Annotated in this window: 12 protein-coding genes and 1 pseudogene; 6 read left to right on the forward strand and 7 right to left on the reverse strand. The window is 68.3% G+C overall.

Annotation, left to right across the window (positions count from 1 at the left end):
• Nucleotides 1-548: 548 nt before the first annotated feature.
• Genes AOZ49_RS33270 through AOZ49_RS01675 form a run of 3 tightly spaced genes read left to right on the forward strand, consistent with a single transcriptional unit; the run spans nucleotide 549 to nucleotide 2,406 of the window.
• On the forward strand, nucleotides 549-1,106 hold the full coding sequence (locus tag AOZ49_RS33270) for a hypothetical protein (protein WP_231690217.1): 558 nt from the start codon (nucleotides 549-551) through the stop codon (nucleotides 1,104-1,106).
• On the forward strand, nucleotides 1,094-1,696 hold the full coding sequence (locus AOZ49_RS01670) for an SAM-dependent methyltransferase (protein ID WP_054474085.1): 603 nt from the start codon (nucleotides 1,094-1,096) through the stop codon (nucleotides 1,694-1,696). The genes AOZ49_RS33270 and AOZ49_RS01670 overlap by 13 nt, the downstream gene beginning before the upstream one ends.
• Nucleotides 1,693-2,406, forward strand: a complete 714-nt coding sequence (locus tag AOZ49_RS01675; RefSeq protein WP_054474090.1) for a glycosyltransferase family 2 protein — start codon at nucleotides 1,693-1,695, stop codon at nucleotides 2,404-2,406. The genes AOZ49_RS01670 and AOZ49_RS01675 overlap by 4 nt, the downstream gene beginning before the upstream one ends.
• Here AOZ49_RS01675 and AOZ49_RS01680 read toward each other — a convergent pair.
• From AOZ49_RS01680 to AOZ49_RS01700, 5 genes and pseudogenes are all read right to left on the reverse strand, one after another.
• A complete protein-coding gene (locus AOZ49_RS01680; protein ID WP_054474092.1) occupies nucleotides 2,345-4,729 on the reverse strand; it encodes a catalase in 2,385 nt (794 codons plus the stop codon). The two genes, AOZ49_RS01675 and AOZ49_RS01680, sit on opposite strands and share 62 nt — an antisense overlap.
• Nucleotides 4,730-4,854: 125 nt before the next feature.
• Nucleotides 4,855-5,279 (reverse strand): annotated as a pseudogene (locus AOZ49_RS01685) (hypothetical protein); the annotation flags it as partial.
• Nucleotides 5,280-5,292: 13 nt separating this feature from the next.
• The gene (locus AOZ49_RS01690; protein ID WP_156355556.1) at nucleotides 5,293-5,622 is read right to left on the reverse strand and encodes a hypothetical protein; all 330 of its coding nucleotides are present in this window, start codon (nucleotides 5,620-5,622) and stop codon (nucleotides 5,293-5,295) included.
• Nucleotides 5,619-6,698, reverse strand: coding sequence for a hypothetical protein (locus AOZ49_RS01695; protein ID WP_156355557.1), 1,080 nt, complete (start codon nucleotides 6,696-6,698; stop codon nucleotides 5,619-5,621). Before AOZ49_RS01695 ends, AOZ49_RS01690 begins: the two co-directional genes overlap by 4 nt.
• A 2-nt stretch (nucleotides 6,699-6,700) precedes the next feature.
• On the reverse strand, nucleotides 6,701-7,279 hold the full coding sequence (locus tag AOZ49_RS01700) for a hypothetical protein (RefSeq protein ID WP_054474102.1): 579 nt from the start codon (nucleotides 7,277-7,279) through the stop codon (nucleotides 6,701-6,703).
• Nucleotides 7,280-7,571: 292 nt separating this feature from the next.
• Here AOZ49_RS01700 and AOZ49_RS01705 point away from each other — a divergent pair, with 292 nt between their 5' ends.
• Together AOZ49_RS01705 and AOZ49_RS01710 are read left to right on the forward strand one after the other, a co-directional pair.
• A complete protein-coding gene (locus AOZ49_RS01705) occupies nucleotides 7,572-9,284 on the forward strand; it encodes a hypothetical protein (protein WP_156355558.1) in 1,713 nt (570 codons plus the stop codon).
• Between the two features lie 246 nt (nucleotides 9,285-9,530).
• Nucleotides 9,531-10,943, forward strand: coding sequence for an amino acid permease (locus tag AOZ49_RS01710; RefSeq protein WP_054474107.1), 1,413 nt, complete (start codon nucleotides 9,531-9,533; stop codon nucleotides 10,941-10,943).
• 18 nt (nucleotides 10,944-10,961) lie between these two features.
• Here the strand turns inward: AOZ49_RS01710 and ligD are convergent, their stop codons facing one another.
• Nucleotides 10,962-13,511, reverse strand: coding sequence for a DNA ligase D (ligD, locus tag AOZ49_RS01715; protein WP_054474109.1), 2,550 nt, complete (start codon nucleotides 13,509-13,511; stop codon nucleotides 10,962-10,964).
• Between the two features lie 2 nt (nucleotides 13,512-13,513).
• Nucleotides 13,514-14,506: a non-homologous end joining protein Ku gene (locus AOZ49_RS01720; protein ID WP_054474111.1), complete on the reverse strand. Its 993-nt coding sequence runs from the start codon at nucleotides 14,504-14,506 to the stop codon at nucleotides 13,514-13,516.
• A gap of 235 nt (nucleotides 14,507-14,741) precedes the next feature.
• On the opposite strand from AOZ49_RS01720, the gene AOZ49_RS01725 reads away from it, so the two are divergent.
• A complete protein-coding gene (locus tag AOZ49_RS01725) occupies nucleotides 14,742-15,332 on the forward strand; it encodes a DUF4304 domain-containing protein (protein WP_231690218.1) in 591 nt (196 codons plus the stop codon).
• Nucleotides 15,333-15,449: the final 117 nt, after the last annotated feature.

The raw sequence follows: 15,449 nt of genomic DNA on the forward strand, positions 1-15,449 counted from the left end.
CCCCCCCCGCCGGCGCCAGGCATGCGGTTTGCTGAACTGCCGGCCCGACCCTCGGCCATTCCAATGTCCTCGACTACGCTTTCGCGCCCCCCCTTGCTTCCGTCTCGATGGCCTGCACGCCGTGCTGGCCCGCGCCACCTCGCCCATCGGCGCGTCCGAGGCCCTGATGCGCGCCCTGGTGGCGGCCGGCTGCGACCGCCTGCCCCTGCCCGGCGGCGGCGACACGCTGACGCGGTGGCGGGCGCTGGCCGCCGTGGCCGCCGTCGACCTGTCCCTGGCCAAACGCTTCGAGGGACACGCCGACGCCCTGGCGATTCTGGCCGAACTCGGGGCGCCGGCGCCGCCGCCGGACAGTGTCTGGGGCGTCTGGTGCGCCGAACCGCCGCAGCACCGGGTCACGCTGACGCCCCCAGGGCGACGGCCGGCTCGACCTGACGGGCGTCAAGGCCTGGTGCTCGGGCGCCGCCGGATCGAGCCACGCCGTCGTCAGCGGCTGGACCCCGGCGGGCGCGCCATGGCTGGCCTCGGTCGCGCTGGCGCAACCGGGCGTGCGCCTGCTGCCGGATCCCTGGTTCGCGCCGGCCATGCGCGACAGCGCGACGGTCGCGGTGTCGTTCCAGCACGCTGTGGGCATGCCGCTCGGCGCACCCGGGCAGTATGTGAACCGCCCCGGCTTCCTGCATGGCGGCGCGGGCGTGGCCGCCTGCTGGTACGGCGGCCTGACCCGGATTTTCCAGCGCCTGCAGGCCAGCGCGGCGCGTCCGCCGCTCGACCCGTTCCGCCTGGCGCACCTGGGCGCGGCCGACGTGGCGCTGTGCCAGGCGCGCTGGGCGCTGCGCTCGGCGGCCGCGGCCATCGACGCGGACCCGCTGGACAGCTGCGCGCTGGCCACGGCGCGTGCCCGCCTGGCGGTCGAGGCGGCGGCCGACGACCTCCTGGCGCGCGCCGGCCGCGCGCTCGGCGCCGGCCCCCTGTGCAAGGATCCGGCCGTCGCCCAGGCGATGGCCGACCTGCCGCTCTACATCCGCCAAAGCCACGCCGAACGCGACCAGGCCGCGCACGGCGCGGCGGTGGCCCAAGCCGGGCAATCCACATGGACGCTGTAGCCCGCCATTTCGAAGCCTTGTATCGCGCCTGCGACGATCCGTGGAACGTGCGCGGCGCCTGGTACGAACGCCGCAAGCGCGCCCTGCTGCTGGCCAGCCTGGGGCGGGCCCACTATGACCACGCGCTGGAGGCCGGCTGCGGCAGTGGCGCCATGACGCTGGCGCTGGCCAGCCGTTGCCACCGCGTCACCGCCGTGGACCTGGCCGCCACCGCCATCGACCGCTGCCGCCAACTCATGCAGGCCGGCCATATGGCGGGCGTCGAGACGCTGGCCTTGCGGCTGCCCGACGCCTGGCCAGCGATTCCGCCGGGCGGATTCGACCTGATGGTCGTATCGGAAATGGCCTACTACCTGGACGACGACGCCTTGACGCGCTTTCTGGCGCGCACCAGCGCCAGCCTGCGGCCCGGCGCCGAGCTCATCGCCTGCCACTGGCGCGGGCAATTCGACGACCGGCGCCAGCAGACGGACGCGCTGCACGGCGCCTTCGCCGCGCTGCCCGGCGCCCGCCCGCTGTTCAGCCACCAGGAACCCGCCTTCCGGCTCGATGCCTGGACCCTGCATCCAGCCCAAGGACACCCCCAATGATCGGCATCTGCATTCCCGCGCATGACGAAGAGCGCTATATCGCGGCCTGCCTGCGCGCGGTCACCGAGGCCGCGCGGCACCCGCTGCTGCGGGCCGAGCCGGTGCGGATCGTGGTCGTGCTGGACCATTGCCGCGACGCCACCGCCCGGCTCGCCGCCGCCTGGCCGGTGCAGTGCCTGGCCATCAGCGCGCGCAACGTCGGCGCCGCCCGCGCGGCCGGTTCCCAGCTGCTGCTGGACGGCGGCGCGCGCTGGCTCTCGCATACCGACGCGGACACCGTGGTATCGCCACGCTGGCTGGTGGACCAGTTGTCCCTGGATGCGGAAGTGGTGTGCGGCACGGTCGGGGTGTCGGGCTGGGCCGCCCATGGGCCGCGCGCCCATGCCGCCCAGCGCCGCTTTGCCTCGCGCTACCAGGACCGGGATGGGCACCGCCACGTGCACGGCGCCAACCTCGGCGTCGCCGCCCAGGCCTACCGCCGCGTGGGTGGCTTCGCGCCGTTGCCCTGCAGCGAAGATCAGGCCCTGGTGGACCGGATGGCGCGGGCCGGCTGCACGATCGCCTGGTCGGCGCTACCGCGCGTCACCACCAGCGCCCGGCCGTATTCCCGGGTCGAAGGCGGCTTCGCCACGGCGCTGCGCGTGTCGGTCAGACGCGAGTCGGCGTGGTCTCCCGCGCCGGATGGCGGTGCCGCGCCAACGACTGGATGAACGCGGCCGCGGCCGCGGCCGGCGCATCGCCCGCCACCAGTCCCTCGTCGTCGGCCGCCGGGTCGATGCCCGCGGCCTGCAGCAGGCCCGCGCCTTCGCCCAGCGCCAGCAGGGTCTTGCCATGGCGGTAGGTGTCGCGCACGAATTCCAGCGCGCGTCCATCCTGGCGCCAACGCTCGAGCGCCGTGGCCCCGCCGGGCACCACGGCGCCATCGAACACGGCGGAAGGCTGGTTGTCCAGCGATGCGTCCGCATCCAGCGCGCCGCCGTCGGCCGTGGCCACCGGACCGATGCGCTGCCCCACCAGGCGCACCACCACGCCAGCCTTGATCAGGGCCTGCGCCACCTTGGAGACGGCTGCGCCGTCCACGCCTTCGGCCACCAGGATGGCGACCTTGCGCGTGGCCACGCCTACCTGCCCCGGCCGCGCGCTCAATGACAGCGACGGCGATTGCGCCACCTCTGGCCGCGGCACCTCGCGCAGCGCCCGCGGCAGGGGTTCCGGCAGCGCCATGCCCAGCCCGTCGGCGACCGTCTGCGCCAGTTCCTCGGACACGTTGCGCAGCGACGCCACCATGCGCTGGCGGATGGCCGCCACCGTGACCTTGCTCAGCTCGAAGACGAAGGCGCCCGTCAGGTGCCGCCGCTCCCAGTCGGTCTGGCTGTCGTAGAACAGGGTGGCCTGGTTGTAATGCTCCGCAAACCGTTCCGGATGGCCGCGCAGCTCGTCGCCGGCGACCGGCTCGGGAAACGACACATAGCCTTCCATGCCCGCCTGGAACGGACAGCCGCCGCCGAGCGAATTGGGCTCATAGGCCACGCGCCCGCGATGCACCGCCTGCCGGTGCATGCCGTCGCGCTGGTTGTTGTGCACCGGCGCCAGCGGCGCATTGATCGGCAGTTCGTGGAAATTGGGTCCGCCCAGCCGCGAAATCTGCGCGTCCACGTAGGAATGGATGCGCCCGGCCAACAAGGGATCATTGGTGAAATCCACGCCCGGCACCACATGCGCCGTACAGAACGCCACCTGTTCGGTTTCCGCGAAGAAATTGTCCGGATTGCGATCCAGCACCATGCGCCCGATCGGGCGCACCGGCACCAGTTCCTCCGGCACGATCTTGGTGGCATCGAGCACGTCGAAACTGAAACGCTCCGCCTCTTCCTCCGTGAAGACCTGCACGCCCAGTTCCCATTGCGGGCCGTTGCCGGCGTCGATCGCCTCCCACAGGTCGCGGCGGTGGAAGTCCGGATCGGCGCCCGACACCTTCACCGCTTCGTCCCACACCTGGGAATGCGTGCCCGCCACCGGATTCCAGTGGAACTTCACCAGCCGCGACTCGCCCTGCTCATTGACGAAACGAAAGGTGTGCACGCCAAAGCCTTGCATCATGCGGTAGCTGCGCGGAATGGCGCGGTCCGACATCAGCCACATCAGCATGTGAGTCGATTCCGGCATCAACGACACGAAGTCCCAGAAGGTATCGTGCGCCGAGGCCGCCTGCGGCATGCCGTGATGCGGCTCGGGCTTGACCGCATGCACCAGGTCCGGGAACTTCATGGCGTCCTGGATGAAGAACACGGGCATGTTGTTGCCCACCAGGTCCCAGTTGCCCTCATCCGTGTAGAACTTGACCGCGAAGCCGCGCACGTCGCGCGCCGTGTCCTTGGACCCGCGCTCGCCCGCCACCGTCGAGAAGCGCACGAATACCGGCGTGCGCTTGCCCTTTTTCGCGAACAGCGAGGCGCGCGTCAGCGGCGCCAGCGACTCGTAGCATTCGAAGTAGCCATGGGCCGCCGAGCCGCGCGCGTGGACGATGCGTTCCGGGATGCGTTCATGGTCGAAGTGCGTAATTTTTTCACGCAGAATGAAATCCTTGAGCAAGGCGGGGCCGCGCAGGCCGGCTTTGAGCGAGTGCTGGTTGTCGCTCACCGGCACGCCCTGGTTGGTGGTGAGCGCCTGCCCCTGCGCGTCGGAGCGCACCCGCGCCAGTTCGCCGCCCACCGCGTTCACCCCCGGCTCGGCGGGCTCGCCCGTCTTGGGGGTGTGCTGGCGCTCGGACAGGGAACTGGCCCCCACCGAGGCGTCCGGCGCGGCAGCCTGCGCCCCCTGGTAGGGACAACGCGCGCCCGCCTCGCCGTATTCACTCTCTTTATGGGGGTTGCGCGGCAGCGCCTGCGCGGTGGCGGCCACCGCGGCGGCGCGCTGCATTGCCGGCGCGCCGGCGCCGGCCGCTGGCGGGGCGGCGGGCCCGCTGTCCGTGTTGTGGAACGCGGTGTCGACGGGAGCCGGCGCCTTCGCCTTGCTGGGTTTCTTGCTGGGCATGGATATCTCCTGGTGCGCGCCGGCTCGCCCGGCGCAAGCCGATGCGGCTCGATCCGCGCCTTGCAGCAAGCGCCATACCCATGCCTGTGGGCGCGGGCGCCGCCTGCCCGGCGCCGGTATCCGCATCAGCCCGCCAGCGTGGCGTTGTCGATCACCAAGCGGTACCTGACGTCGCCCTTGAGCATGCGCTCGTAGGCGGCGAGGATTTCGTCGGCGCGCACCATTTCGATGTCGGCGACGATGCCGTGCCGGGCACAGAAGTCCAGCATCTCCCGCGTCTCGGGAATGCCGCCGATCATCGAGCCGGCCAGCGAGCGGCGCTTCATGATGAAGTTGAACACGTTCGGCAAGGGATGCGGCGTGGCCGGCGCGCCCGCCCTCTTGCCGGGCCCGGCGTTCCAGTGGCACAGCGGCGAATAGGTGGTGAGCCGGCGCACAGCAGCGGCGCCACCGCGGCCAGTTGCCCGGCGGGATGGCTGACGCGCAGCACGTAGCGCTCGCGCACCACGATCTTCTGGGTGTAGCCGCCCAGCGTCCAGCCCAGCCCGTCCTTGGCAAAACCTCTACAGGTAGCCAACCGTGTTGAACCCGATGACGCCGCGTCTCAGCAGGGTGAAACCCACGGAATCTGGCGCAAAGGGCTGTAGCTTGAAACGAGGGGTATTGAACGCTGACGACGCAAAGACTTTGCGCGCGAAAATATCGAAGCCAGCGCTTTTTAGCACCTCCTCCGGCACAGAGTAGGATTGCTCCACCAGTCCAAAGAATGTCCAGCCCGATTCGACGCAGATCCCGAGTACTTTGCTATTAGCATAGTTGACCCCCATCGAACCCAGCGTGGAGCCCACGAGGTTTCCCAACAAGGCCCCGAAGACCGGAATGGGGATGATCATCTGCCCCAGCACCGCAAAGCCCCCCCGCCGGCGATAAGCGCTACCGCATCCCTCGATGAGAGGAAAGCCAGTTCTTTTCCGGAAATCTCACCTTGCGCGTAGCGCCAGGTATTTTCGATGGAATTGAGCGCCATGGCCGTTGCCATGCCGACAGCAGTAGGTGACACGCTTTTAAGGGACCGCCCCATCAAACCCGCTTTGCAGGAACCCGTAATAACGGCCGCCAGGCCGCCCCGCACCGCGGCGGCTCCAGCACTAGAAAACACCTGACTGGCGCCCTCGCGCATGAGCGCGGGATCGAACTCACCAGATTTCAGGTAATGGGCCAGAATCGCGTGAACATGCGGCGCGGCCGTCACCGCCGCAGAGAACGCAGCCGCGTTGAGCACCGCGCTTCCAGACTCTCTGAAGATATCGGACCACTCGACAAAACCCTCGGTATTCAGACCGTAGTCTTCAGGATCAATTTTTCCGTCGCGCTTGAAGTCGGTGGCCATTCCTTTTGCGTCAGCCTCGCTCAGCGGCTTGGATGAAGCCCCCCCCCCCACTTCGAGGCGGTCGCTCACGCTGTCAGCAGTGTTCTGATACGCTGCCGCCACATCAGGACGGCCTTCCCGATTGCGCTCCGCCTGTTTCATCGATTCCGCAATAACGCCATCAAGCTGGTCCGACGGCACGATCTTATCGCCGCTGGAATAGGCGGGGTTGCCTAGTTGCCTAGCTGTCTCCTCGGCCGTCTTGTAGTACTTCAACTCTGCTTGGGAAGTGCCTGACGCGCTACCGTAGAGTACGTCTTGGCCGGTTTTATTGGTGCCTACGGCGCAGGCGAACACATCATCCGCTCGCTTCGCCACCGCCGAAACATTCAGCGTTTCGGCGTGCCAGACTTCGGCAAGGTTCCCTTTGACGTAGTCGACGCCAACGTTGGCACGGCGTCCGGCCTCTTTCGCCAAAGCGTCTGTGGCCATGCCGATAGCGATCTCTACCTCATTGATGAAGTCTGCCGATTCCAATGCGCCTGAAACTCCAGCGCTATCTCTACTGGCGCGGCGATAGGCGTCAGCGAAAGTACTCATGCCTATTGCTCCGGCGCGCCAAGCCAGTCGTCCAGTTCCGTCAACAGAAAACTATAAATCGCTAGTTTCGTCTGCTCATGACGGAGCTTCTTCGCGTCACTTTCCCCTTTGAAATACTTGGCGGCTCGATAACCCAAGAAGCCCAAAACACCGAATACTCCGCCCACGGCTAAAGGAGCCGCGGTAAGAAACCCGCTGCCGACCGCAGCACCAATTATTCCGCCCACGCGTGGGCCATAGCCCAATTCACTTTTGAGTTTTTCGAAAGCCGCACGCTGCTCGATCTGACCCTCCCCGAAAACGATCGCCTTGCTTCCGTCGCGGGTAAAGCAGGCCCCTTTTAAGTTGACGATTTTTGGCATTGATTCCAAATAGAATTTGGAATAGCGGTTCTCTTCCGAATTTCCGATGAAGATCACAAAACTGCGACCCGACAGCGCCGGTGCCGACTGCTGGTAATGCTCGACGGTCCAGGCCGCGCTATCCAAGCCATCAACTTTCGTCAACTCGTGTTGCAGGGTAATGGCGAGATCCTCATAATTCGCCGGATAGACCACGATAATTTGCTTGGTTGCGAACATTGACTACGTTCCTCTACCGACCCGTCGGCTTGCAGCGTGATCGTCTCGCAAGCCGGACTGCGGAATCAGCCTATGGTTGAAATTGAAAGCCGGGCAAATGATACAAAAAGTACAAAGCCCCCGCTACCCAAGTTGAATTGGGACAAGGCCGACGGAGGCTCGTACAGTCTAAGGAGTCCATAGACGAGAGTCTTCGGCCCATAAACCGCGACACGGCCCCCAAACATGCCGTATTCGCATCGGCCCTGCTTGCCGCTACGATGACCAGATTTTCGACCAACGTCCGTCCATCGTGACCCGCCTCTATCCGTCCGTCGCCACCTTGCTTGTTAGTGCCAGCCTGGGGCTGGCCCCCGCCGCCCACAGCGCCCCCGCCGCGCCGACGGTGGTGGTCGACGACGCGCGCATGGCCCGCATCGCCGCCGTCGCCGACGCGCCCACCCGCCGCGCCCTGAGCGAGATGCTGTTCATCCTGCACCAGCAGCGGCGCAGCGAAGACATGCTGCGCGAACCGCCGGCGCAGACCGTGCACGCCACCTCGCGGCTGGATGTCCTTGGAGACTATGCCGACGCCGCCCGCCTGGCGGATGTCTACGCCACGGGCGTGATCGGGGTCCTGAACGAACGCGGCGACATCGGCGTGGTCGCGCCGTTCGACCTGCCCTATCCGCACGCCTTCGACTGGTCGGCGATCCGCTTCCTGGATGGCAGCGTGGTCCCCACCCGCCAGCCCGCCGGCGCCGGCGTCGCCATCTCGGTGCAGCAGCAGGGGCAGTTGCTGACGCTCTCGCAACCCGACGGCCGGCGCGGCCTGCCGGAATCGCTCGATGGCGAGCTGCGCATCGCGCTGCCCAAGGCCACCCCGCATGCCGATTTCACCCGCGCCGCGCGGGGCCAGACGCGCCGGCTGGGCGACTATGCCTTCACGCTGCAGGCCATGGACGACCACAGCGTGACGATCGGCGTCACGCAGCACGACGGCGGCGCGCCGCGCGGCTTCAGCAGCGACGCCGTCATCATCGAGGCGCGCGACGCCGCGGGCCAGGTGCTGTTCAATCCCCTGCGCCTGTGGGGCACGCGCGACCAGCTCGCGCGCGGCCTGCGCCAGTTCGACCAACTGAGCGCGCAGGCGGCCGCGGGCCAGCTCACCGTGCCCGACACCGCCACCCTGCTGGCCAAGGCGGGCTTCAAGGACGCCAACGGCCAGCTGGAGGCCCGCTTCGGCTTCAAGGGCAGGATCGCCAGCGTGCGCGTCACACTGCTGGTGCCCGGCGGCCCCACGCTGACGCGGCGGCTGTCGGCCTCGGTGCTGCCGCTCGGACAGACCCTGGAGGGCGTCGGCCTGACCCCGCTCACGCTGGCTGGCTCGGCCTACGACCACGACACGCCCAGGCTGCGGCCCGACATCGAGCCGCGGGCCATGGCCGCCAGCGTATCGGTGGCCCTGGTGCGGCGCGACGACAGGCCGGTCATCCGCTTCGGCTATCCCGACGTGCTGAGCGATCGCTTCATTCCCGCCGCCGCGCGCTTCGGCCTGGCGGACGCCACCATCACCTTCCTGGATGCCCGCGGCCAGCCGATCGACGTGCGCGAAGGCGAAGCCTATGAGCGCGTGCAGGACGGCTTTGCCTTCGATCCGCGCCGCTTTCCGGTGATGCCCGTGCGCGCGAAAGGCCGGCTGTCGGTGCTGCGCATGGCCACGATCGAGCGCCAGGCGCTGCCGCTGGACGCGCTGCCGCCGGGCGCCGCGGTCAACGACAACCTGGCGCTGCTGGATCCCGCGCGGCTGCCGTATGCCGGCCAGGACCCGATCCTGAACGCCACCGACGCAACGGGCGGACTGCTGCGCGAGGTCGGCCGCATCGGCCTGACCGGCGCTGCCGGCGGGACACAACTGGCGGCCTTCTTCCAAGGCCGGATCGCCCGGTTGGAGGTCCTGGGTCCCGGCAAGACGGAACGGCTGCCGTTCGATTTCGATCTCTCCCTGTCGGGCTTGGCGCGCTGACCACGCGCCCTTGACGCGCGGCCCCGCGCAAGGCCGCTCGTCCGATTTTTTGCATCCATGGCCGCGGCCCCGGCAACAAAACCTGGCACTTGCAACAGGACATGGCACAGGCGCCAACGATCGCCGCCGCGCGCGTATCCTCGTAGCCTCAAGACCAAAAAGCGATAAACCGGCAGGGGACATGCCTCTTTTCCATTCCGATGGCGAACACGCCATGGCCCCCGCGCATCTGGAGAGGAGAAGCAGTTGGAGAACACCCCCAATACCGAACTCAAGGGCGGCCTGAAGTCCCGCCATCTCACGATGATGTCCATCGCCGGCGTCATCGGCGCCGCGCTGTTCGTGGGTTCCGGCAAGCAGATCGCCCTGGCCGGCCCGGCCGTCATCCTGGCCTATATCGGCGGCGGCGTGCTGGTCATCCTGGCCATGCGCATGCTGGGCGAAATGGCCGTCGCGCAGCCGGACACCGGCTCGTTCTCGACCTACGCCGACCGCGCCATCGGGCGCTGGGCCGGCTTCACCATCGGCTGGCTCTACTGGTACTTCTGGGCCCTGCTGATGGGCTGGGAGGCCTACGTCGCCGGGCAGATCCTGCACGGCTGGTTCCCGATGGCGCCGGCCTGGGGCTACGCGCTGCTGGTGACGGTATCGCTATTGATCGTCAACTTCCTCAACGTGCGCAACTACGGCGAATTCGAATTCTGGTTCGCGCTCATCAAGGTCGTGGCCATCGTGCTGTTCCTGGTGATGGGCAGCCTGGCGCTGGCGCACCTGTGGCCATGGGGCGAGGCCAACGGCTGGAGCCACCTGACCAGCCAGGGCTTCATGCCCAACGGTCCCAAGTCCGTGGTGGTGGCCCTGCTGGGCGTGATGTTCGCCTTCATCGGCGCCGAGATCGTCACCGTCGCCGCCGCGGAATCGGCCGACCCGGGCCGCGAGATCATCCGGACCACGCGCTCGGTGGTGTGGCGCATCTGCCTGTTCTACGTCGGCTCGATCTTCATCGTGGTCTGCCTGGTGCCGTACAACGCCCCGGGCCTGACCGAGCCGACCCAGGGCACCTACAACGTCGCGCTGGACGCGCTGGGCATTCCGCACGCGCAGCTGATCGTCAACTTCATCGTGCTGACCTCGGTGTGCAGCTGCTTCAACTCGGCGCTCTACACCGCCTCGCGCATGCTCTATTCGCTGGCCCGGCGCGGCGACGCCCACCGCGTGATGCAGATCACCGGACGCAAGACCGGCACGCCCTATGTCGGCGTCATCATCTCCAGCGTGTTCGCCTTCGCCGCCGTGTGGATGATGGCGACCTCGAAGATGGATGTGTACGACGTGCTGATGCAGGCCACCGGCACCATCGCGCTGTTCGTCTATCTGGCGATCGCCTGCTCGCAACTGCGCATGCGCCAGCGCCTGCAGGCCCGCGGCGTGCGGCTGGAGTTCAAGATGTGGCTGTTCCCGTGGCTGACGTACGCGGTGATCGTCTGCATCATCGCCGCGCTCGTCACCATGGTGATCGAGGGCACCTACCGCAACGAAGTGGTCTACACCTCGATCCTGGCCGGCGTCATCGTCGCCATGGGCATCGTGGCGCAGGTGTTCCGCATCGGCACGCGCGAGCGGGCAGCCGGCGCGCTGGCAGGGGCCGGCGACGACTGACGCCGCCGTGTCCGCGGGCTATCCGCCGGGTTTGAAGTCCATCGCCCGCATGGCGCCGGCGATGGCCTGCGGCGCGTAGTCGTCCCACGGGGTGTCGCCCACATCCAGGCGTTCATGGATATTGGCGATGGTCCACTGGTCGCTGGCCCGGACCGCGTCCAGTTCCTCCCACGCCAGCGGCACCGACACCCCCATTCCCGGCCGCGCGCGCGCCGACCAGGCCGCCACCGTGGTGGCGCCGAAGCCGTTGCGCAGGTAATCGGCGAAGATCCGGCCGACCCGGTTCTTCGGCCCGCTCTTGGCCACGAACACCTGCGGCAGGGTGCGCGCCAGATGCTGCACGATGGCCTGCGAGAACGCCTTGACCGTATCCCAATCATGTTGCCGGCGCAGCGGCACCACCACGTGCAGCCCCTTGCCGCCGCTGGTCTTGAGCCAGCACGCCAGGCCGATCTCGGTCAGCAGCACGCGCAGCAACTGCGCGCTGCGCCGCACCGCATCCCAGGTCACGCCCTCGCCCGGATCCAGGTCGAACACCATGCGGTCGGGCTTGCCGATGGCGCGCTTGACCGCGTTCCAGGTGTGGAACTCCACCACGTTCATCTGCGCGGCCGACATGATTGCCTGTGGCGTCGGCACTTCCATCAGGGGCGGATGGTCCGGATCCAGGGCCTGCGGCAGCGGCTTCACGCCCGGCATCGGCGCCTCCAGGTGCTTCTGGAAGAAGAATTCGCCCTCGATGCCGGCCGGCGCGCGCAGGAACGACACCGGGCGGTCCTTCAGATGGCGCAGCAGCATCGGCGCCACCAGGCCGTAGTAGCGGGCCAGGTCCAGCTTGGTCAGACCGGTGGACGGGTCGATGACGCGTTCGGGGTGGGTCAGCTTGCCGGCGGCGGTAGCGGTCTTCGCGGCCTGGCGTGGGGGCTTTGCCGCGGCCTTGGCGGTCGTCTTGCCTGGGGTCTTTCCAGCGGTCATCGCCACCTCCCTGGTAATCGCCCGCGCCGGCTTGTCGGTGCGCAGCCCGCGGAACACGGAGTGGCGCACGTGGCCCGATTCCGTCCATTCGCCAAACGACACTTCCGCCACCAGTTCGGGCCGCACCCAATGCGTGCCGCGCCCGCCGCCCCCGGCCTTGACGCTGGCCTGGCGCGTCTCCAGCGCTTGCAACCGTTCCCGCAGCGCGGCCAGGCCGGCGTCATCGAACCCGGTGCCGACCTTGCCGGCGTACACCAGCCGGCCGGCCTCGTCGTGATACGCCAGCAGCAACGCCCCCAGCCCCACCCGCGCGCCTTGCGGATCGGTATAGCCGACCACGACGAATTCCTGGCGCCGCGCGCACTTGAGCTTGATCCAGTTGTCGCTGCGGCGCGAGACATACGGCGAGGACAGGCGCTTGGCGATGATGCCCTCCAGCCCCATCCTGCAGGCCGACGCCACCAGGTCGGCCGGCGCCGCGTCGAACGCGTCGCTCAAACGCAGCGGGTCGCCGCCGGCGGCATCCATCACCCGCGCCAGCACCGCGCGGCGCACGCGCAGCGGCTCGCCGCGCAGGTCGCGGCCGGTGACATAAGGCAGGTCGAACGCATAGAACAGGATGGCGCCGGTGCGTTCGCCGTCGAAGGCGTTCTGCAAGGCCTGGAAGCTGGGCGCGCCGTTGTCGGCCAGCATCACGATCTCGCCATCCAGCCACGCGGTTTCCAACGGCATGCGCCGCAGCGCCGCCACCAGATGCGGCAGCTTCGGCGCCCAGTCGTGGCCGTTGCGCGTGTACAGGCGCACCTCGCCGTGGTCCAGCCGCGCCAGCAGCCGGTAGCCGTCGAACTTCATTTCGTAGAGCCAATCCGGGTCGGCCTGGCGCGGCACGCCTTCGACCAGCGTGGCCAGTTGCGGCTTGAGCCGGTCGGGCAAGGCCGCCGCCACGCCGGGCAAGCGCGGTTCGCGCGCCTCGGGCGACGGCGAGGCGGCCGGATCCGGCAACGCCGCCGACGCCGCCGCGGGCACCCGGCGGGCCCGCGCAGTCGGCGTCGACGCCACGCTGTCGGGCTGCTCATCGACCACGCTGAATTCGCTTTCGGCGCGGGCGGCGGCATCACGGTCCTTCACCAGCAGCCAGGGCGGCTGCTTCTCGGATCCCCGCCCCTTCATGCGAATCAGCGCCCAGCGCCCGCGCAGCTTGACCCCGTGCAAGTCGAACTTGAGATGGCCGCGCCGGTAGCCGTCGGCCGGGTCGCCCACCGGCGTCCAGGTGCCCCGGTCCCAGATGATGACCTTGCCGGCGCCGTACTGGCCTTTCGGTATCTCGCCCTCGAAGCGGTTGTAGGCGATGGGATGGTCTTCGACCTGCACCGCCATGCGCTTGACCGACGGGTCGAAACTGGGCCCCTTGGGCACGGCCCAGCTCTTCATCGCGCCGTCCAGTTCCAGCCGGAAGTCGTAATGCAGGTGGCTGGCCCAGTGCTTCTGAATCACGAAGGCGCGCGCGGCATCATTGGCCTGGCCGCCTTCCGCCGGTTCCGACGTCACCTTGAAGTCGCGCTTGGCGCGGTATTTCGCCAGGGTGTCGGCCATGGTCAGGCCGCCTTGCGGGTTTTGGCCGACGTGCCGGCCTTGCCGTTCGCGGCCTTCGTGGTTGCCTTAGTGGTTGCCTTCGTGGTTGCCTTCGTGGTCGTCTTGTGGGTCGCTTTGGTAGCCGCCTTGGTTGCCGCCTTCCTCGCGGTCTTCCTGGCCGCCGTCCGAGACCCGCCGCCGTTCGACGCCTTGCCCGGCGCGCGCCCCTTCAGGCTGCGCTGCAGCAATTCGGTCAGGTCGATGACGTTATCGGCATAGGCGGGCGATTCCTCCCGCGGCTCGATCACCGTCTCGGTCTTGCCCGCCTTGACCTTGCGCGCCACCAGGTCCATGACGGCGGCCTTGAATTCATCCTTGTATTGTTCCGGGTCCCAATGGCCGGACATGTCGTCCACCAGCATGCGCGCCATCTTCAGTTCGCTGGCGCTGGGCGACGTGGCCTTGGCGCCGGACTTGGGCAGGTCCAGGTCGTCGGCGGCCTTGACCTCGTCGCCCCAGCGCATCAGGTTCAGCACCAGCGCGTCGCCCGCCGGGATCAGCGCGGCCAGGTGCTGCTTGGTCTGGATCACCACCTTGGCGATGCCGATCTTGCCGCTCTTGGCCAGCGTGTCGCGCAACAGCGCGTAGACCTTCTGCCCCTTGTCGATCGGCGCCAGGTAGTACGGCCGCTCCAGGTACACGAACGGCACCTCGCCGGCGTCGACGAACTGCCGGATCTCGATGGTCTGCGTGGTGCGCGGATAGGCGCCGCTGATCTCGTCGGGGGAGATGATGACGTACTGGCCGTCCTCGTATTCCACGCCCTTGACGATGTTGTCCTTGTCGATTTCCTTGCCGGTGCGCTTGTTGATGCGCTTGTAGCCAACCGGATCCATCGAGCGCTTGTCGAGCCAGTCGAAGTCCACGCCCGACTCGATCGTGGCCGTGTGCAGGCCCACCGGGATGTGCACCAGCCCGAACGAAATCGCCCCTTTCCAGATGGTTCGCGTCGCCATGATGCCGCTCTCCTTCGGGGCCCGACCGCCGCCCCGTTCGCTGTATGGGTTTGCCGCCTCGGGCCTATTGTCGCGCCGACGGGCGTCCGCGCCAATCCGCCGGCCGCGCCGGGCGCGCAGCAATCCGCATGCCCGGGCGCGCCACCTTCGGTTTCACAAGTCACGATTTGCCGCACACGCGGCGCCCGCCCACGGTTCAATGGTGGCCCCGATACCCCGCCCCGCAATGGCCGCCATGACCCGGACCGCGTTTCTCAAGCTCCTGACCAAGCATCTGTACCCCGTGCTCAAGGCCGAAGGCTTCGAGGGCTCGGGCCAGACCCTGCGGCGCATCCGCGGCCCCATCGCGCACGTCTTCAACGTGCAGGGCGCCAGCGGCGGCAAGGCCTGCTACCTGAACCTGGGCGCGCATTACGACTTCCTGCCCTGCGAGGGCGGCGCCTTCGTGCCGCCGGCCGAGATCGAGGAATCGCATTGCGTGTTCCGCGAGCGCATCGAGCCGCCGCCGGGCGCCGCCTTCGGCTGGGCCTATGGCCCCGACGCGGCCAGCGCCGAGGAGAACGTCGCGTTCATCGTCAGCGAATGGGCGCGCCAGGGCCATGCCTTCTTCGCCGACCACGACGCCTACCCCGCCAGCTGCGAGCGGCTGTTGCGGCAGACCGATCCCGACGAGCTCCATCCCGCCAGGACGCTCAACCTGGCGCGCATCGCGCTGCACCTGGGCGATACGGAACGCGCCCAGGCCTTCGTCCGCTCGGGGCTGGCGCGGGCGCCGGAACGGGCCACCTCGCTGAAGGAAAAGCTGCAGGCGCTGCTGGCGGGCTAGGGTTTTCCGCCTCCCGCGCGGCGGGCCACAAAGTGGCTATATCAAATAACCCGGATTGGCTATTTTTCACCAATCCAATTTTCCCTAGCATGGCCGGGTTCCCTGTCAACCTCGAGC

Source organism: Achromobacter sp. 2789STDY5608615 (assembly GCF_001298995.1).
In the GTDB taxonomy this organism is placed as follows: Bacteria; Pseudomonadota; Gammaproteobacteria; order Burkholderiales; family Burkholderiaceae_B; genus Achromobacter; species Achromobacter insuavis.